Source organism: Mesorhizobium sp. L-2-11 (assembly GCF_016756595.1).
Classification (GTDB): Bacteria; Pseudomonadota; Alphaproteobacteria; order Rhizobiales; family Rhizobiaceae; genus Mesorhizobium.
Window position 1 is genome coordinate 712899 of record NZ_AP023257.1, and the last position, 18763, is coordinate 731661.

The 18763-nt window shown below is 64.2% G+C and carries 15 protein-coding genes; 5 read left to right on the forward strand and 10 right to left on the reverse strand.

The features are described from left to right. Positions 1-44: 44 nt before the first annotated feature. Complete coding sequence (locus JG739_RS03390) at positions 45-2102, reverse strand: BTAD domain-containing putative transcriptional regulator (RefSeq protein ID WP_244749677.1); 2058 nt, start codon at positions 2100-2102, stop codon at positions 45-47. Between the two features lie 232 nt (positions 2103-2334). Between JG739_RS03390 and JG739_RS03395 the strand changes: the two genes are divergently transcribed. Both JG739_RS03395 and JG739_RS03400 read left to right on the forward strand, forming a co-directional pair. Continuing rightward, complete coding sequence (locus tag JG739_RS03395) at positions 2335-3423, forward strand: PLP-dependent cysteine synthase family protein (RefSeq protein WP_202365243.1); 1089 nt, start codon at positions 2335-2337, stop codon at positions 3421-3423. Positions 3424-3445: 22 nt separating this feature from the next. Beyond that, complete coding sequence (locus JG739_RS03400; protein ID WP_202365244.1) at positions 3446-4936, forward strand: pyridoxal phosphate-dependent decarboxylase family protein; 1491 nt, start codon at positions 3446-3448, stop codon at positions 4934-4936. A gap of 279 nt (positions 4937-5215) precedes the next feature. Here the strand turns inward: JG739_RS03400 and JG739_RS03405 are convergent, their stop codons facing one another. The 9 genes from JG739_RS03405 to JG739_RS03445 form a co-directional block, all read right to left on the reverse strand. Further along, the gene (locus tag JG739_RS03405; RefSeq protein ID WP_202365245.1) at positions 5216-6856 is read right to left on the reverse strand and encodes an ABC transporter substrate-binding protein; all 1641 of its coding nucleotides are present in this window, start codon (positions 6854-6856) and stop codon (positions 5216-5218) included. A 303-nt stretch (positions 6857-7159) separates the two neighbouring features. After that, positions 7160-8149: an alpha/beta hydrolase gene (locus JG739_RS03410; protein ID WP_244749678.1), complete on the reverse strand. Its 990-nt coding sequence runs from the start codon at positions 8147-8149 to the stop codon at positions 7160-7162. A 19-nt stretch (positions 8150-8168) separates the two neighbouring features. Next, entirely contained in the window at positions 8169-8849 is a 681-nt protein-coding gene (locus JG739_RS03415) for an isochorismatase family protein (protein WP_202365246.1), read from the reverse strand. Positions 8850-9117: 268 nt separating this feature from the next. Continuing rightward, positions 9118-10422 (reverse strand): M24 family metallopeptidase, encoded by a 1305-nt coding sequence (locus JG739_RS03420; protein ID WP_202365247.1) that lies wholly within the window; start codon positions 10420-10422, stop codon positions 9118-9120. A gap of 293 nt (positions 10423-10715) precedes the next feature. Then, positions 10716-11693 carry a GlxA family transcriptional regulator gene (locus tag JG739_RS03425; protein ID WP_202365248.1) on the reverse strand — a complete coding sequence of 326 codons (978 nt, stop codon included), beginning with the start codon at positions 11691-11693 and terminating at the stop codon, positions 10716-10718. 197 nt (positions 11694-11890) lie between these two features. After that, the gene (locus JG739_RS03430) at positions 11891-12079 is read right to left on the reverse strand and encodes a DUF1059 domain-containing protein (RefSeq protein WP_202365249.1); all 189 of its coding nucleotides are present in this window, start codon (positions 12077-12079) and stop codon (positions 11891-11893) included. 134 nt (positions 12080-12213) lie between these two features. Further along, positions 12214-13395, reverse strand: coding sequence for a cystathionine gamma-synthase (locus tag JG739_RS03435; RefSeq protein ID WP_202365250.1), 1182 nt, complete (start codon positions 13393-13395; stop codon positions 12214-12216). Beyond that, the gene (locus JG739_RS03440; protein WP_202365251.1) at positions 13392-14819 is read right to left on the reverse strand and encodes a pyridoxal-phosphate dependent enzyme; all 1428 of its coding nucleotides are present in this window, start codon (positions 14817-14819) and stop codon (positions 13392-13394) included. The genes JG739_RS03435 and JG739_RS03440 overlap by 4 nt, the downstream gene beginning before the upstream one ends. A gap of 471 nt (positions 14820-15290) precedes the next feature. Continuing rightward, on the reverse strand, positions 15291-15473 hold the full coding sequence (locus JG739_RS03445; RefSeq protein WP_202365252.1) for a hypothetical protein: 183 nt from the start codon (positions 15471-15473) through the stop codon (positions 15291-15293). Positions 15474-15779: 306 nt separating this feature from the next. Between JG739_RS03445 and JG739_RS03450 the strand changes: the two genes are divergently transcribed. The 3 genes from JG739_RS03450 (at position 15780) to JG739_RS03460 (ending at position 18633) form a co-directional block, all read left to right on the forward strand. Continuing rightward, a complete protein-coding gene (locus JG739_RS03450; protein ID WP_202367324.1) occupies positions 15780-16133 on the forward strand; it encodes a septal ring lytic transglycosylase RlpA family protein in 354 nt (117 codons plus the stop codon). 443 nt (positions 16134-16576) lie between these two features. After that, entirely contained in the window at positions 16577-17854 is a 1278-nt protein-coding gene (locus tag JG739_RS03455; RefSeq protein WP_202365253.1) for a polyhydroxyalkanoate depolymerase, read from the forward strand. A gap of 161 nt (positions 17855-18015) precedes the next feature. Then, positions 18016-18633, forward strand: a complete 618-nt coding sequence (locus JG739_RS03460) for a transglutaminase-like cysteine peptidase (RefSeq protein ID WP_202365254.1) — start codon at positions 18016-18018, stop codon at positions 18631-18633. Positions 18634-18763: the final 130 nt, after the last annotated feature.

Genomic DNA, 18763 nt, shown 5'->3' on the forward strand with positions numbered 1-18763 from the left:
CTAATTCTGGAGGTCTGCGATGGCCACTGAGATTCGCCGCGTGATCACCCCAACCCGATGCGCCTGGCGCCTTGCCGGAACAGGGCTGCGGCGTCCGGCTCGAAGTGGAAGGTGCCGATGAAATCGTCGGCGCAGTAGTTTGGCAGCGTCTTGCGGATGGCGGCCGCGAAACTGCGGGCCTCGTCAAGCCGCCCCGCCAGCGCAAGGCAGTGCGCCGCGATCGCCAGGATGATGGCGTGGGCGTTGGGGCGGGCGGCGGCTTTCAGCGCCCATTCGGCGGCCTCGTCGAACTGGCCGAGGCGGACATGCGCCATCGCCCTGGCGCCGAGCATGCCGAACAGCAGCGGATCGAACGGACTCAGATGGCGCGAATGGTCGGATGAACCGATCGCCGCGTTCGGATCCCCCGATTGCGAGTGGACAAACGAAAGCGCGTAGTGGCCGAGCGCAAAATTCGGGCTGAGATCGACGGCCCGTTGCAGCTCGATGAGGGAGCCGTCCCGCTCGCCGCGCAGCCACAGCGCCCGGCCCATGGCCCAGTGCGCGGCCGGATTGTGATCGTCGACCAGTAGGCTTTGGCCGGCCGCCTCGAAGGCGAGCGCGCTTTCCTGGTCGCGGTCGCCCCAGCGCTGAAAGGCGTTCTGCCAATGGGTGAAGGACAGGCCGGCATAGGCGCGGGCGAAGGTCGGATCGAGCTTCAGGGCCATGCCGAAGAAATGCCGGGCCTGCTGGTTTTCCGTGCGGGTGAAGCGATACATGTGCCAGAGGCCGCGATGGTAGGCCTCCCAGGCATTCAGCGAGCTTGGGGCCTTCAGCATGGCGCGGTTGCGCTCGACCATCTCGATCTCGGCGGAGATCGACGAGACGATGCTGTCGCCGATGTCGTCGAGGACGGCAAAGATGTCGTCGGGCCGGCGTTCGAAGGTCTCGGCCCAGACGATCCTGGCCGTGCGCACCTCGACAAGTTCGACGCTGACAGCGACACGGCCAGCCTGGCTGCGCACCGTCCCGGTGGCGACGTAGTCGACGTTGAGCCGCCGGCCGGCATCTTCCGGCGCGATGTTCTTTTCGGCCAAGGCAAAGACCGAGCCGCGGGCGATGACGAAGAAATCCCTGAGCTTGGCCAAACGGGTGATGATGTCGTGGGTGAGGCCGTCGGCCAATCCACCGCGGGGAGAGGGACCGCCGCGAGAGCAGCCGACAGCTGCCTCCTCGACAAACGGCATTACCGCGAGCGACGCCTTCGCCGTAGCAGTATCGGAATGGGGAAGCACAATTGACGCTTGCGCGGCCGCGGGCAACAGCGCCGGCTGCGCCCGAAGCGTGGCGGCAGGTCGTTCGCTGCGGATCGACCGCCATGCCTCACGAACGGGTCCGAAATCCAGATCCTCCGAGGCAAACAGCTGTGCCGCCGAAGCGAGATGGTCCTCGCACGCGCCGATCTGGCCGCGCCGCGCCAGGCTGGTCAGAAGTGCCACGTGCGCGCGCTCGTCGAAGGGATTGAGTTCCAGCCATTTCTCCAGATGCGCCGACATTTCGTCGGCATCCGCCGGCAGCTTGCTGACGAGCTGTTCCAGAATGGCGGCGTGCCACGAGCTGAAGCGGCGGCGTTGCGCGATAAGCCAGCTGTTGAAATGCGGGCTGCGGTCGATCTCCAGCCCGTCGAGGAAGTCGCCGACAAATAGGCCGGACAGCGCCTGCAGCCGCTCAAGATCGAGCGTCTCGATGCCCCTGGCGGCGGCCGAGGCGACATCGAAGGCGTCGACGCAAACGCCCTTCAGATCGAGCGCGACCGTGTCGCCTGATGTTTCGATCCTGTGGCGATCCGCTTCGTCAAGAATGCCCCTGAGCTTGCTGAGGCACCAGCGAAGCTCGCCCCTCGGATCGTTCGGCACATCCCACAAAAGCTCGCACAGACGGCTGCGGCCGACGGCATGCGGCGCCAGCGCCAGATAGGCGAAGAGCGCGCGCAGCTTGCGCGATGCCGGCAGTTGCACGGTGGCGCCGTCACGGATGACCGTCAGCGGCCCGAGCAGCCGCACGGACAGCCCGGCCGCTGCGCCGTCCAGGCTCGATCGAGCGGATTCCACGTGCGTTTCCACGCTTGCTCCCACGCTGGCCAGTTGTCCTCTGTTCTACCATCGAAAGCGATCGAGTGCATCCGGCAACGAATTTTCCGCGCCGGTTGCCGGCATTGCCAGCTTTCCGGGCCGCGTTGACGGCAACGGACCGTATCGCGGCAAGGTCTCGAAACCTCGCCGCCCAAGCTGCCGGTTTGTAACCGGCTCGTGACAACGAACACCTCGTGACGACAACAAAAAGGGGAGAGCAGACATGTTGCAGCAACGGAAAATCAGGACCACGGCCGGTCGCGGCCGTCTGTTCGACAGCATTGTCGACACTGTCGGCGATACGCCGGTGATCAGGATCAACAATCTCGGCCCAGATCATGTGACGATCTATGTGAAGGCCGAGTTCTTCAATCCGGCGGCGTCGGTGAAGGACCGGCTGGCGCTCAACATCATCGAGGAGGGTGAGCGCAGCGGCGCCCTGAAACCGGGCCAGACCGTCGTCGAGGCGACCAGCGGCAACACCGGCATCGGTCTGGCCATGGTCTGCGCGCAGAAGGGCTATCCGCTGGTGGTGACGATGGCCGACAGTTTCTCTATCGAGCGGCGCAAGCTGATGCGCATGCTGGGCGCCAAGGTGGTGCTGACACCGCGTGCCCAGAAGGGTTTTGGCATGTACAACAAGGCGGTCGAGCTCGCCGAGGCCAATGGCTGGTTCCTGGCCCGCCAGTTCGAGACCAAGGCCAATGCCGCCATTCACGAGGCGACGACGGCGCGCGAGATCATCAACGATTTTACCGGATCGCGGCTCGACTGCTTCGTCACCGGCTATGGAACCGGCGGCACCGTCGTCGGTGTCGGGCGCGTGCTGCGCCGCGAGCGTCCCGAAACCCGCATCGTGCTGGCCGAGCCGGCCAATGCCCAGCTGATCGGCAGCGGCAAGGCGCAGGAGCGCGGCGCCGACGGCGCACCCGCCGCCAGCCATCCGGCCTTCGAGCCGCACCCGATCCAGGGCTGGACGCCGGATTTCATTCCCAACGTCCTGCAGGAGGCGGTCGACGCCAGCCTCTATGACGAGGTCGTGCCTGTTGCCGGGCCCGAGGGCATCAAATGGGCCAAGGCGCTGGCGCAAAAGGAAGGGATTTTCACCGGCATTTCCGGCGGAGCCAGTTTTGCGGTGGCGCGCCAGATCGCCGAAAAAGCCGCACCCGGCTCGGTGATCCTGTGCATGCTTCCCGACACCGGCGAACGCTACATGACGACGCCGCTGTTCGACGCCATCGAAGCCGAGATGGACGCCGAGGAGATCGCGCTGTCGCGCTCGACGCCCGGCTGCCAGTTCCCGGCCGAATGATTGCGCATCGGGAGCAACGCGGATGGATGCCATAGCCGCCGGCACTGCCGGCATGGTTGCCGAAGAGACGCTCGATCCCGTCGACTGGGCCGATGTGCAGGCGCTATCGCACCGGATCGTCGACGACGCCGTCGATTATCTGCGCGATATCAGGGAACGCCCGGTGTGGCAGGAGATGCCGGCGGCGGTGAGGGAATTTTTCGCCGCACCGCTGCCGCAATCGCCTCAACCGCTGGCCGAGGTCTATGGTGAGGTCGCCCGCAACGTGATGGCCTACCCGATGGGCAACATCCATCCGCGCTTCTGGTCCTGGTATATGGGGTCGAGCAATTTCACCGGGGCGCTCGGCGATTTCCTGGCGGCGGTCCAGGGTTCCAATCTCGGCGGCGGCAACCACGCCGCTGCGCTGATGGACAGCCAGGTCGTCGACTGGTGCAAGCAGATGATGGGTTTTCCGCAATCGGCCAGCGGCACGCTGGTCAGCGGCGGCTCGATGGCCAACATCCTCGGCCTGACCGTGGCCCGCAACGCCAGGGCAGGCATCGACGTGCGCGAGCATGGTGTTGCCGCCATCGACAAGCCGCTGCGTTTCTATGGCTCGGACCAGCTTCACTCCTGCCACCGCAAGGCGATGGAGGCGCTGGGCCTCGGCAACCGGGCGCTGCGCCGCATCCCGACCGATGCCGGATTGCGGATCGACGTCGACGCCTTGCGGGCGGCGATCGCCGACGACCGCCAGGCGGGGTTTCGGCCGGCCTGCGTGATCGGCACGGCCGGCACCGTCAACACCGGCGCCATCGACGATCTGCAGGCGCTTGCAAGGCTGGCGGCGCAAGAGGACCTGTGGTTCCATGTCGACGGCTGCATCGGCGCGCTGATCGCCATCGCGCCGGAAAATTCCCATCGTGTGGCCGGCATCGAGCAGGCCCACTCGATCGCGCTCGATCCGCACAAATGGCTGCACGCCCCGTTCGAGGTCGGCTGCGTGCTGATCCGAGATGCCTCGGCGCATCGCAGCACGTTCGCGGTGACGCCGGAATATTTGGAATCGACGCCGCGCGGCCTCGCCTCCGGCCAGTGGCTGCATGATTTTGGCCTGCAGACGTCGCGCGGTTTCAGGGCGCTGAAAGTGTGGATGGCGCTGAAGCAGCACGGCATCGAGAAGTTCGGCCGCCTGATCGACCAGAACATCGCACAGGGCCACTATTTGTCCGGGCTGATCGAGGCTGAGCCAACCCTCGAGCTGACAGCGCCGACCAGCATCAACATCGTCTGTTTTCGCTACCGTGGCGGCGGGCTGACGGGAGAGCGGCAGAAGGCGCTTAACACCGAGATCATGCTGAGGCTGCAGGAAGACGGCATCGCCGCCGTTTCGGATACGACGGTACACGGCCAGCATTGCCTCAGGGTAGCGATCAACAACCACCGCACCCGGCGCGAGGATCTGGACCTGCTGGTGCGCGAAACGGTTCGGCTTGGACAGGAGATGTCGAGGCCTGGCACGGCTCGCTGACCCGTGTGGCGCGACGATCGTCAATGCTCCGAGGTTGGCGGGAAAGCGGCTTCATTCCAGCTTGGGTTCCTCGCCCCCACGAAAGTGGGGGAGAGGTGGCTCGGCGAAGCCGAGACGGAGAGGGGGAACCGCGCTCTACGAAAGCCCCCTCTCCGGCCGCTTCGCGGCCACCTCTCCCCCGCTTCGCGGTGGGCGAGGAACCCAGGTCGTGAGAGGCTTTCGCCAATCACAACGCTGGACGCAGGCGGATGCTGCCGACCGATCGAGCCTGCGACAAGCTCACGCCTCAAGCCAAACCTTATCGAAATGCTGCTCCAGCGACTGGTGCTGCTCGCAGCCATGCACGCCCTTGCGGAACGTCCGGTAAACCGAGCGCCAATAGGGCTGGATGATGATGCCGGAATCGCGCAGATTCTGTTCGATCTTGGCCATGATCTCCTTGCGTGCACTGGCATCGGGTGTGGCCAGCGCCGTGTCGAGCAAGGCGTCGAACTCGGGATTGGCATAAGCGCTCTCGTTCCAGGCAGCACCCGATCTGTAGGCCAGAGCCAGCACCTGGACGCCGAGCGGCCGGCCGAGCCATTCGGTGCAGGAGAAAGGATATTTGCTCCAGTCGTTCCAGAACGTCGCCGCCGGCAGCACGGTGCGTTTGACCTTCAGTCCGGCGTCGCGCATCTGCGCCGCGATAGCGTCGCCGGTGTTCTTCTGCCAGTCGACGTCGACGGAGATGAGGTCGTATTCGTGGTCGGATTTGCCGGCCTCGGCAAGCAGCGCCCTGGCTTGATCGATATTGCGGACGGCTGGGCCGATGTCGGCGTATTCGGGGTGCATCGGGCCGACATGGTGGTTCTCGGCCGGCTTGCCGCGGTCGTCCATGCCGATCTTCAGGATTGCGGCGTTGTCGACGGCCAACTGGGCGGCGCGCCGCACCCTGATGTCGTCATAGGGTGGATTGCCGACATTGAAGCGCGCGATGATGGTCGAGCCGGTGGCAAGCTCCGAATTGCTCAGATCCATGGCGTCGGTCTGCGAAACCGTATCGGCGGCGGTTTCGTGGTTGGTGTCGATCTCGCCCGATTCAAAAGCCGAGAACATGGCATTGGGATCGGAGCCGTAGTCGACCCATTGGATGCCGTCGAGCCAGAAATCGCCTTTCCACCACGGCTTGTCCTTGCGGCGGACTTCAGCGCCGACCTCGGCGTCCCATGATACCAGTTCGCAAGGTCCTGACGTGATCGCCAGCGCCTTCAGCGGATCGCCGTCGCCGTCGTAGCTGCGATGCATGATCAGCGCCGGATAGTCGGTCATGCCGGCAATCAGCGAAATGTCGGGCTTCGGCAGATTGAGCCGGACGGTAAAGTCGTCGACACGCTCGATGCCGCCGTCGATGGGTTTCTTGGTGGCGGCGTCGACCAGCGCGCCCATGCGCTCGGCGACCGAATTGCCGGGGACGCCGGCGTCGCACCAGCGTGTCAGATTGTGGACGACGTCGTCGGCGTTGAAGGTGTCGCCATTCGACCAGGTGATGCCCTTGCGGACATGCAGCGTCAGCACGCGCGCGTCGTCGCTGGTCTCCCAGCTTTCGAGCAGCCACGGCTCGAAGGTGAAGTCGCGGTTCCAGCGCACCAGATATTCGTTGCACTGGCGGGCAATGTTGGACATCTCGACGCCGTCGAAGGTGCGCGGGTCCTTCCAGCCCTTGACGTTCATGGCGACGCGCAAGACGCCGCCGCGCTTCGGCGCCTGCGCCCTGGCCGGCGAAGGCGCGAGGCCGCCAAGCGCCAGCGCGCCGGCGGCGCTGACGCCGAGTGCTGCCATGGTAGCGAGATATTCGCGCCGGGTCATGCTGCCTTTCTTGAAGCCGTCGGCGACGGGCTCAGCCTGCGGATGCAACGCTCTGTCGGTCAGCATGAATTTCATCGTCGATCCTCCCTGTCGGCGCCCGGCCGACTGCGTCGCGGGGGGCGGATGCGGTCGGCCGGGCGCCTCTGGCCATAGGCGATGATAGTGCGGGCGTGAGCGAGGAAATGTTCAGGTTTCCGCAGTTGTTGTGCGCTGTTCCGCAGAGGTGGAGAGGGGCTTGCTTGTAAGGCCCCCTCATCCGGCCCTTCGGGCCACCTTCTCCCCGGCGGGGAGAAGAGGCTGGCACCCGCGTGGGCGATCTCTTCTCCCCTCGGGGAGAAGGTGGCCCGAAGGGCCGGATGAGGGGACATTCGCGGTTCACTACAACCAGTCGCCCTTGCCGAGCGTGGCGATGGCGGCGACGATGCGGGTGAAGGCTTCGGCGGCCCGCGGCACGGTTTTGCGGGCGCGTAGAAAGCTATGCACGAGGCGCTGCTCTTCGTACCACCAGGCGTGGCCGCCGGCGGCAAGGATGCGCTCGCGATAGGCTCCACCGTCCGATGACAGCGGATCGCATTGCGCGGTGACGACCACCGTCGGCGGCAGGCCAGAAAAGTCGCTGTCGCGCAGCGGCGAGAAGGTCGGGTCGTCTGGTGACTGTGCTTTGCCGGAGCGGACCTGGCGATAGAATTCGATGTCGCTGAGCGTCAGCAGCGGCGCCGCGGCGTGCTCGACATAGGAGCCGCCGCTCTCTTTGCCGCCTGGCCCCGGACCGCCCAGCTCGGGATAGATCAGCACCTGGCCGATTGCGGGGCGAGGGTGGCGGCGCGTCGCATGCGCCACCCCAGCGGCGAGATTGCCGCCGGCGCTGTCGCCGCACAGCACGATCGGCAGCCCGGCTGTCGCCGCCGCCCATTCGAACACCGCCAGCGCATCGTCGAAGGCGGCCGGATGCAGATGTTCGGGCGCCAGCCGGTAGTCGGCGGACAGCACGGCAAAGCCGGTGCCGGCGCAAATCTCGGCGCAGATGTCGTCATGGCTGTCGAGTCCGCCAAGCACGAAGCCGCCGCCGTGATAGTAGACGACCATCGCTTGCGGTGCCTTGCCCGCCAGCTGATAGCGCCGGATCGGAATCGCATGATCGCCTGCGGCAACTGTGCCGTCGCTGGCTTCAACGCCTGCGGGAGTGCCCGCGTGGAACGCCCGGCACATTGCGTCATAGACCGCCCGCTGCTTGTCGACCGGCAGGTCCATTTCGGGCGGATACCATGCATTGACGCGGTCGATATAGGTCCACAGTGCCGAGTCGAGCAGCGTCGCGTATCCCGGTTTTGCTGTCTCGGGCTTTGCGGCATCACCGATCATCGCCATCCGGTCCGACCTGGAAGCGTCAGAGTTCGTCATATAGCCCGGCGGCGTTTTCATAGGTGAAGCGCAAAGGCACCGAGCCCACGACCTGCCATGCATCGACCGTCTCGCCTGCCATCAGCCGGCAGGCGCCGTCGGTGGTGGTGACGGCGCCGCCATAGAGCCGGTTGGCAAGATTGAGGATGGCGGTCTGGTGCATCGCCGTGCTGCCGCTGCCGCAGGCATCCTTGACCAGCAGCACCCGAAAGCCTGATGACACCGCATCCCTGACGGTGGCGTCTATGCAGGCCTCGGTCCACACGCCGGCAACGACGAGCCACTCGATCCCTTCGGCCTTGAGCCGGCCTGCGGCAGGGCCGGCACCGAAGGCGCTGGCCTCAGTCTTGACCAGCATCATCTCGCCGGCGACCGGCGCCACTTCCGGGCAGATCGCCGTCAGCGGATCGTCCTTGTCGGAGAAAGCCGACCTGCCATTGGCATCGACCGGATGGAACCGCCGCGCCTCCCTGGTGAGATCGACGATATAGGCAGAATGGTAGAGCAGCACATCGTTGGCCCGCGCCGCTGCCTGCAGGCGCTGGACATTGACGAGGATGTCGGCAAAACCGTCGACCAGGTAACGCTTGTCCTGCCGGTGCTCCTCCTGGAGATCGACGAACACCGCGGCCACCGTGCCGCGCTCGATCGAGACCGGGCTCTTCATGCGGATACCTGAACTTCGTCATTCCAGGGCGTAGCAGCCGCGAAGCGGCGTCGCGAAGACCCTGGAATCCATGCCGTTACCTCTAGCGAAAAATGCAGCGGAACAGAGTTCTGCACCGTCTCGAAGCCTAGATGTAACGGCATGGATCCTAGGGTCTGCGCCGCGTCGCTGCGCTCCTTGCTCCGCCCTAGGATGACGAAAGCATGAGCGCTGCGGCTAGTCCCGAAGGTTTGCGATACCGCACGGCGCCCAGTGGTGGATGCTGGGATCAAACCTGTTTCTCCAGAAAATCGTCCTCATAGGGAAAGCGCGACACAAGCTCGGTGCCGGTCTCGGTGACCAGGATCTCGTCCTCGAGCTTGACACCCTCGCGTCCGCCTTTCTCGCCGATATAGCTCTCGACGCTCACCACCATGCCGGGCACGACAAAACCGTCGCGGCCATAGGTCTCGTAGTCCATGGCGTGCGCGATGAACGGCGTCTCGCCATGCATGCCGACGCCGTGCATGACAGACGTGTAGCGCTGGTCGACGAAGCGGTCCGGGATCTTCCAGGCCTTTTCGGCAATCTCGCGAAACGCCATGCCCGGCCTGACGATCGAGATGTTGTGCTGAACCTGATCGTGGGCCATGCGGTAGAGCGATTTCTGATAATCCGTCGGCTTGCCCGGTCCGCAGCGGAAGGTGCGCGAGAAGTCCGAATAATAGCCGTAGCAGCCGATCGTATCGGTATCCAGCGCCAAAAGTTCGCCCGGCCTGATCTTGCGGCCGCTCGCCTCGTTGAACCACGGGTTGGTGCGTTGGCCCGAGGTCAAGAGCCGGGTTTCGATGAACTCGCCGCCTTGGCGGATCACCTCGTGATACATGATGGCGAACAGGTCGTTTTCGGACACACCGGGCTTGATCGCCTCGCGCACCGCATAGACGGCCGCCTCGGCGCCGGCCATCGACACCTGCAGGCATTTTACTTCCTCGGGCGTCTTGACCGCCCGCACGGCGAGAATCTCGCCCTGACAGTCCCGGACCTCGCAGCCGCGCTTTTCCAGCGCCAGCGCCTGCAGATGGCCGCAGCGGTCGAGGCCGAGCTTCATCGAGCCGCCGCCATGCGCCTTGAGCAGTTCGGCGATCTCGTCGGCGAACGGACCGGCGGTTTCGTCGTCGCGCCCCGACACCGAAGACCACACCAGCTTGGACGGGCGCGCCTCGTCGATCGTGTCGAGCACCATCGAGACATGGTAGCTCTGTGGATATTCGAACAGCACGATCGGCCCTTCGGTCGGGATGAAGAAGTAACGGGTCGAGTTGCGCAGGAAATAGCCGAACATGTTGCGCGAGCCGGTGGCGTAGCGCTGGTTATAGGGGTCGAACAGCACGACGGCGCCATAACCGGCCTCGCGCATCCAGGCGCGCAGCTTCGCCAGCCGCCCCTTGCGGAGCGCGTCCGCGTCGATGAAGGACGGCTCGGTGTCGGACAGCCACATGCCGCCGGCCGGATCGGCCGCCGCCGGATGGCGCATGCGGTCTTTGAAGTCGACGTCCTCAGTGCTGTCGGGGTCGAACACGACAATGCTCATGGGGTGCCTCCTGAAGCGGGGAAGATGAGCCATGCGTCGTTCAGAGGCTGTGCGGGATACCGCAGATGTTGTGCGGGATGCCGCTTGAAGTCTTTCGTAGCGCTCTACGGCGCCCCCCTCTGTCCTGCCGGACATCTCCCCCACAAGGAGGGAGATTGGCGGCTTCGGCGTTCCGCTCATTCCTGTAACGTTGGCGATTGGCGAAATCAGCGGTGACAGCCAATCTCCCCCAAGTGGGGGAGATGGCCGGCAGGCCAGAGGGGGGCGCTGTCCCGCCAATGTCCCGAAAGGACCTAATGCCTCCTCATAACCTTCGGCGCATGCCCGTGCTCTTCCCTGAAAGCCCGAGCAAAACTCGACATAGACGCGAAGCCGCAGGCGAGTGCCACGTCGCGCACCATCAGCGTGGAATGCGCCAGGAGATCGGCGGCGCGCTTCAGCCGCAGGCGGCGGTAATAACCGTTGGGCGAGATGCTGAGTTCGGAGCGGAAGTTCCGTTCGAGCTTGTCGGAGGAGACGCCGAGCTTTGCCGCCAGCGCCGCCATGCCGAGCCGTTCCTCCACCGCATCCTCCATGATGGCGATCGCCGACAGCACCAGTTCGTTCTGGACGCCGGTGCGCAGGCGCAGCGGCATCAGCTTGCGGTCGACGCTGGAGCGCAGCGGACTGTGCACGAACCATTCGGCGACGCCGGCCGCAAGGTCGGCGCCATAGTCCGATGTGATGATCTCCAGCATCATGTCGAGGCTGCCGACGCCGCCGGCCGAGGTGAAGCGCTTGCGGTCGATGACGTAAAGATCGCGCCTGAGCTCGATGTCCGGAAACGCCTCGGTGAAGGCCGCCTGGCTGGTCCAGTGCAGGGTGCAGGCATGGCCGTCGAGCAGGCCGGCCCGCGCCAGAAAGAAGGCGGCATCCGCCACCGCGCCGATATGGGCGCCGCCGCGCAGGCTCCTGCGGATCCAGCTCACGGCATCGTCGGCGACAAGATGATCGGCATTGCCGCCCGAGCAGACGACAATGCGATCGACCTTCGGCGCATCACCGGCGAAAAAGCCGGGCTGCATGACGACCCCGTTCGAGGCCTCGACCGGACCTTGAGCGGCGCCGACGATGATCCAGCGATAGCAGTCCCGCTTGGCCAGCACATTGGCCGCGCGCAACGGCTCGATCACCGAACTGAACGCCATCATCGGAAAGCCGGGGAAGACCACGACCGCGAAGGTGAGTGGGGTGTCGGTTGACGTCGGTCGGTGGCGCTCGCGAATGGTCATGCTTCAACCGTGCCTGTCGGCAATTGCAGGAGAGGCACAATTCCGCCGGATGCCACTCACGTCAACGGGCGGTGATGGGTCCGTTTGAAATTTCCGACCGCGCCTAGACGTTGTCGCCTATCGGCAGAACTTCCTAAATGCTTGCCAGCATTTGAGATAGTGACGGGCGTACTGCGCGGCCCGTACAAGAAGCGAGTTTAGGTCGCTACAATTAGCTTCTTGACCTGTTTACGGTCTTCCGGCGACCATTGCTTCGGGTCTTCCCCATGAGCGATCGCGCCGTGAAGCTCGACGTGCTTCATCACTTCCGCCTCGGTCTCAGCCGTGAACATCGCTGGACAGGCCTCGTTTCCTGGATAGTCGCTGCAACGATACGAGTAAGCCATGGCTTTCCCTCCCAGGTTGCCCCGATAGCAAAGCTAGGGTACGTCGCTTTGTCAATTCACAGTTGGGATGCGCCATTCAGCCAGGAAATTTCAAACTGACCTCACTATCCAACGGGCTAAGGCACGGCTCCCCCTCAACCCCCCAGCGCCTGATCCAGATCGGCGATCAGATCATCGCCGTCCTCGATCCCGGCCGACAACCGCACCAGCGAATCGGAAATGCCGATCTCGGCCCGTTTTTGCGCCGGGATCGAGCCATGCGTCATCAGCGCCGGGTGCTCGATCAGGCTTTCGACACCGCCGAGGCTTTCGGCCAGCGTGAACAGCTGCGTGTGCTCGAGGAAGCGTTTGGTGCCGGCGAGGTCGCGGTCGAGCTCGACTGTGATCATGCCGCCGAAGGCGTGCATCTGCCGCCTGGCGATGGCGTGCTGCGGATGGCTGGGGAGACCGGGATAGATGACGCGGCGGATGTCAGGGCGGCGCTCCAGCCAGTGCGCGATCTTCTGGCCGTTCGACGAATGGCGCTCCATCCTCAGCGCCAGCGTCTTGAGGCCGCGCAGCGCCAGAAAACTGTCGAACGGTCCGGAAATGGCGCCGATGGCGTTCTGCAGGAATTTCAGCCGGTCGGCCAGATCCTTGTTGTCGCCGACCACGGCGACGCCGCCGACCATGTCGGAATGGCCGTTGAGGTATTTCGTCGTCGAATGCACCGATATGTCGATGCCGAGCTCCAGCGGCCGCTGCAGATAGGGGCTGCAAAAGGTGTTGTCGGCGACCGAGAGCACGCCTTTGCGCCGGGCCAGGGCCGCGACCGCTTCGAGATCGACAACACGCAGCAGCGGATTGGTCGGCGTCTCGACCCAGAGAAGCTTGGTTTCCGGGCGAATCGCCGCTTCGACCGCGGCCAGATCGGTGAAGTCGACGAAGTCGACCTGCAAATTGGCCGAGCGCTTGCGCACCCGCTCCAGCAGCCGGAACGTGCCGCCATAGATATCGTCGGTGGCGACGATATGGGCGCCGGAATCGAGCAGTTCGAAAATCGTGGCGATCGCCGCCAGCCCCGAGGCGAAAGCGAAGGCGGCTGCGCCGCTTTCGAGATCGGCCACCGCGCGCTCGAAGGCAAAGCGGGTCGGGTTCTGGCTGCGGGCATATTCAAAACCCTTGTGCACGCCCGGGCTCTGCTGGCCGTAGGTCGAGGTCGCATAGATCGGCACCATCACCGCGCCGGTCGTCGGGTCGTGGCTCTGGCCGCCATGGATGGTGCGCGTCGAGAAGGCCAGGCGGTTGCTGCCCGACACGGTGGCTTTGATGGTCATTTTGCGCGGCGCCTCAGATGGTTAATCAGGTCGATGCGGGTAATCAGGCCGATGAATTCGTCGCCGTCGAAGACGATGGCGACCTCGTTGCGGTCGAACACCGGCAGCAGCGCGTCCAGCGTCTGGCTGGCCTGCAGCGTGTGCAGATTGGCGGTCATCGCCGTGCGCACCGGGGCCTTGAAGCGGTCCCAGCGGCTGTCGTAGGGGCCTTCGACGTGGGCGAGGATATCGCTTTCGTCGACGATGCCGACCAGCTTGCCGTCGTCCAGCACCGGCAGCTGCGAGACGTCCGAACGGCGCATGCGGCCATAGGCGTTGAGCAGGCTTTCGTCCGGGCCGACAGACACGATGTCGCCGGTGCGGTGCGTGCGCATCACCAGGTCGCGCAAATCGCCATGCTGCTCGTGCTCGGCAAGACCCTGCTCGATCAGCCAGAAATCGTCGAACACTTTCGACAGATATTTGTTGCCGCTGTCGCAGACGAAGGTGACGACCCGCTTCGGCACGGTCTGCTCGCGGCAATAGCGCAGCGCTGTCGAAAGCAGCGTGCCGGAGGACGAGCCGGCGAGGATGCCCTCCTTGGAAAGCAGGTCGCGCACCGCCAGCATGCTTTGCTTGTCGGGGATCGAGTAGGCCTTCCTGACCAGCGACAGATCGGCATTGGGCGGGACGAAATCCTCGCCGATGCCTTCCACGGTCCAGCTGCCAGCCTCTTGCATCTTGCCGGTCTTGATCAGGGGCGCCAGCACCGAGCCGACCGGATCGGCGAGAATCATCTCGGTCTTCGGCGAGATCTTTGCGAAATAGCGGCCAAGCCCGGTCAGCGTGCCGCCCGAGCCGACGCCGACGACCACCGCGTCGACGTCGCCGTCGAGCTGCGAATAAATCTCCGGACCGGTCGTGGTTTCATGGGCGTCCGGATTGGCCGGATTGGCGAACTGGTTGGCATAGAAGGCGCCGGGCAGCTCGGCGGCGATCTTTTCGGCCATGTCCTGATAGTATTCGGCGTGGCCCTTGCCGACATCGGAACGGGTCATGCGGACTTCCGCACCAAGCGCCCGCAGATGCTGGATCTTTTCGCGCGACATCTTGTCGGGCACGACCAGGATGATGCGATAACCTTTTGGGATGCCGACCTGGGCCAGGCCAAGCCCGGTGTTGCCGGCGGTCGCCTCGACGATGGTGCCGCCGCGCTTCAGCTTGCCCTGTTTTTCGGCGTCGGCGATCATCGACAGCGCAATGCGGTCCTTGATCGAGCCGCCCGGATTCTGGCTTTCAAGCTTGATGAACAGCCGGCACTTGCCGATGTCGAATTTGCTTAGCTCGACAATCGGCGTCTGTCCGATCAGGTCGAGAACCGATGCATAGGGCGGACGCAGGCGGGACATTGCCCTGTCCGGGAGGGCGATCTTGTGCACGCTCATGCTGATGCTCCATGGTCAAGCGACCGCCTTGGGCAGGCTGTCAGCGTATCTTCTTTTCCAGCCGTTTGCAGTCTGAAAGAAGATAGATCGTGCCAATCCATTGGCCAGACGGGGAATGGGATTCCAGGGCTTTTCGGCCACAGGACCGCTAGCTAATCACGATAGGGCCGCGGGACAGCACCCCCCTCTGTCCTGCCGGACATCTCCCCCTCAAGGGGGGAGATTTGCTGTCGCGACTGATTTCGCCAATCTCCAACGTTGCAGGAACGAGTGCGGTGCCGAAGCTGCCGATCTCCCCCCTTGAGTGGGAGATGGCCGGCAGGCCAGAGGGGGGCGCCGTAGAGCGCCGGCTTCAAATCCCTGCCCCAGCAGCCGCCGGCTCAGCCGAGCGCACTGGACGCGGATGTCAAGAATGGCGTCGATCTCGAAGAAGGTGCCCGGCCGGATCAGCGCTCCTTCCCGATGTAACTCTCAACCGCGCCGGTTCGCCCACACCAGGCCGCCGAGGCCGACCAGCGCAGTGACGATGCCGATATAGAGCCATTGCGACTGGCCGGTCATGAAGCTGCCGCCGACGAGGCCGATGCCCTGCAGCGACCACAACGCACCGATGGCGAGCACAATCAGCGCCAGCAGATTTTTGATCAATCTCATCGTCGGAATTCCCTTCCCAAGTCGATCGTCAATTCCGCAATGACCGCGATGGCAAGCCGAAAGGAAACGACCCGATCGCTCTCACATCTACTTGCATAAAAAGGCCGGGTCTTGCCTGAAAAACCCGGGTGCTGGTGCGAAGACCACCAGACATACATCGGCGCAATCCCGACATTCCATGACAGACTGTTTCCCACCGACTCCAAACGTGTACTGTAGTCATGGAACCGCCAGACGACTGCCGCATTTGGTGCCACATTCCATACGTAACCGGCCGGGTCTGTCAAACGGAGCCCCATGCCACAGATGAACAAATCCAACCAGACCGCGCTTGTCGCGGCGACGATTGCGGCTGGCCTGATGGTCGGCGTATCCCCTGCCGCCGCGCAATGCGGCCGAGCCTCCTGGTACGCGCTGACCTCGAAGACCGCTTCCGGCGAGCGGATGAACCCGTCGGCGCTGACCGCCGCGCACCGCACCTTGCCGTTTGGCACCAGGCTTAGGGTCACCAACCGCAACAACGGCCGCAGCGTCGTCGTGCGCATCAACGACCGCGGCCCGTTTATCAAGGGTCGCGTGATCGACCTGTCGAAGGGCGCCGCGGGGCGGCTCGGCTTCATCAGCTCTGGCCATACCGCTGTGTGCACCAACCGGGTGTGATGCCACGCGTCTGAGATACGGGTGGTCCGATCACACGGCGGAAGGCTGCGCCGCCCCTCATCGCCCTGCCGGGCACTTCTCCCCGTATAGTGACGGGGAGAAGGACGCCTTCGCAAAGGATTTCGCCAATTTCCGGCGTTGCAGATAGGCGCCGAGGTTGCGGCCAGCCCTCTTCTCCCCGTCTCTATACGGGAGAAGGTGCCGGCAGGCGGATGAGGGGCAGCGCGAACCTGAAGCGATTGCTCACGCCGGCAACTTTTCGCAGTTGCACAATAAGCCGGCAGCCGCCGTCAAAACCGATTTTCAATGCCTTAGACCAAAGTATGAGCATAAATCAATTCAATTGACGTATTGCATCGCAGCAGTTTGTTGTTAACCTTCGCGCGAGAGATTCAAGGCTCGGCACTGCTGTCGTCCCTTCTGTCGCAGCAGCGGAGTTCTTAATGTTCTACCAGCTCTACGAATTGAACCACGCCGCCGTGCAGCCGGCCCGCGTCTATGCCGATGCGGTGCGGATGTTCTACACCAATCCGCTCAATCCGTTTGCGCACACGTCGTGGGGCCGCTCGGTCGCGGCGACGGCGGAATTGTTCGAGCGCACGACGCGCCGCTACAGCAAGCCGCAATTCGGCCTGACCAAGACCGTCGTCGACTGGAAAAGCGTCGATGTCACCGAAAAGACGGTGTGGTCGCGGCCGTTCTGCAATCTGCTCCGTTTCGAGCGGGCGGTTCCCGCCGGCCGCCGGCCTGATCCGAAGCTGCTGATCGTGGCGCCGATGTCCGGCCACTACGCGACGCTGCTGCGCGGCACGGTCGAGGCGATGCTGCCGTATGCCGAGGTTCACATCACCGACTGGGTCGACGCCCGCATGGTGCCGCTCAGCGAGGGCAGCTTCGACCTCGACGACTACATCGACTACATCGTCGACATGCTGCATGCGCTGGGTCCCGACACCCACGTCATGGCGGTGAGCCAGCCTTCGGTCCCGGTGCTGGCGGCGGTGGCGCTGATGGAAACGCGCGGCGACCCGTTCGTTCCCTCGACGATGACGCTGATGGGCGGGCCGATCGACACCCGCCGCAATCCGACCGCGGTCAACCTTTTGGCCGAGGAAAAGGGCACCGGCTGGTTCCGCGACAACGTCACCATGCAGGCGCCGTGGCCGGTGCCGGGTTTCGGCCGCGAGGTCTATCCCGGCTTCCTGCAGCTTTCGGGCTTCATGAGCATGAATCTCGACCGCCACATCATCGCCCACAAGGACTTCTTCATGCACCTGGTGAAGAATGACGGCGACAGTGCCGAGAAGCACCGCGACTTCTACGACGAGTATATGGCGGTGATGGATCTGACAGCGGAGTTCTACCTGCAGACGGTCGACACCGTGTTCGTCCGCCATGCTCTGCCCAAGGGCGAAATGATGCATCGCGGCGTCGCCATCGATCCCGCAGACATCCGCAATGTCGCGCTGTTCACTGTCGAGGGCGAGAACGACGACATTTCCGGCCTCGGCCAGACCCAGGCCGCGCACGACCTCTGCATCAACATCCCGGCGGACAGGCACGCTCACTACGTGCAGCCGGCGGTCGGCCATTACGGCGTCTTCAACGGCTCGCGCTTTCGCTCCGAAATCGTGCCGCGCATTGTCGACTTCATCACCAGCTATGGCCGCCAGACCCGCGTTGCGGTGAAGCCGAGGCTGGTTCGAACCGCCAAAAAGTAAAGATCTCCCGGATGGCAGCCGCTGTTCAAGTCGACCTGTTGCACAATAGCCGCGCTTTCGGCCGTGTGGGTAACCATATCGCAAAACTGGCCGTTGGTATAATTGACAGGGACTGTAGATCGCCCTTAACGTTTCATTAACAACAAGGGACGAGGGGGACTATGATTTCCTCACCAATGGCGAGAGGGCTGCGCGTGTGCGCCCTGTTAGGGCTGGCTTGTGCGACAGGCTGGTCGACCGCGGCTTCGGCGGCCGGACCAATGGCGACCGGCGGCCCGACATCGCAGCCGATCGGCCATTACGATTTCTGCAAGACCAGTCCAGCCGAATGCTCGATCCACCCGGGCAATCTCGCCCCCGCCACCATGACCGGCGCGCTCTGGCGCAAGATTCTCAGCGTCAACGCCAGGGTTAACAACGCCGTCAAGCCGATAAGCGACATCGACATTTATGGCAAGGACGAGGTCTGGGCCTACCCCGTCAGGGGCGTTGGCGACTGTGAGGACTATGTCCTGGAAAAACGCCGCGAATTGAACCGCTTGGGCGTGTCCTACGCCAATCTTCTGATGACCGTCGTGCGCAAGCCGGACGGCGAGGGCCATGCCGTGCTGACCGTGCGCACAAGCAAGGGCGACTACGTCCTCGACAATCTGGAAGGAAAAGTCCGCGCCTGGGACCGGACCGGCTACCGCTTCCTCAAGCGGCAGGCGATCGACAATACCGGTCGCTGGGTGTCGATCCGTGATGGCCAGCCGGTTCTGGTCGGCGCGGTCCAGTAAGGTCTTCACAAGCGATCACTGGATCGCTTCGTTTCGCCGTACCCTGGTCCAGCCATTTGCGCTGCCCCTAACCTGCACCAGCGTTACAGAAAAGGACGCCAACGTCGCGGCCAGCCCTTTCTCCCCGTCA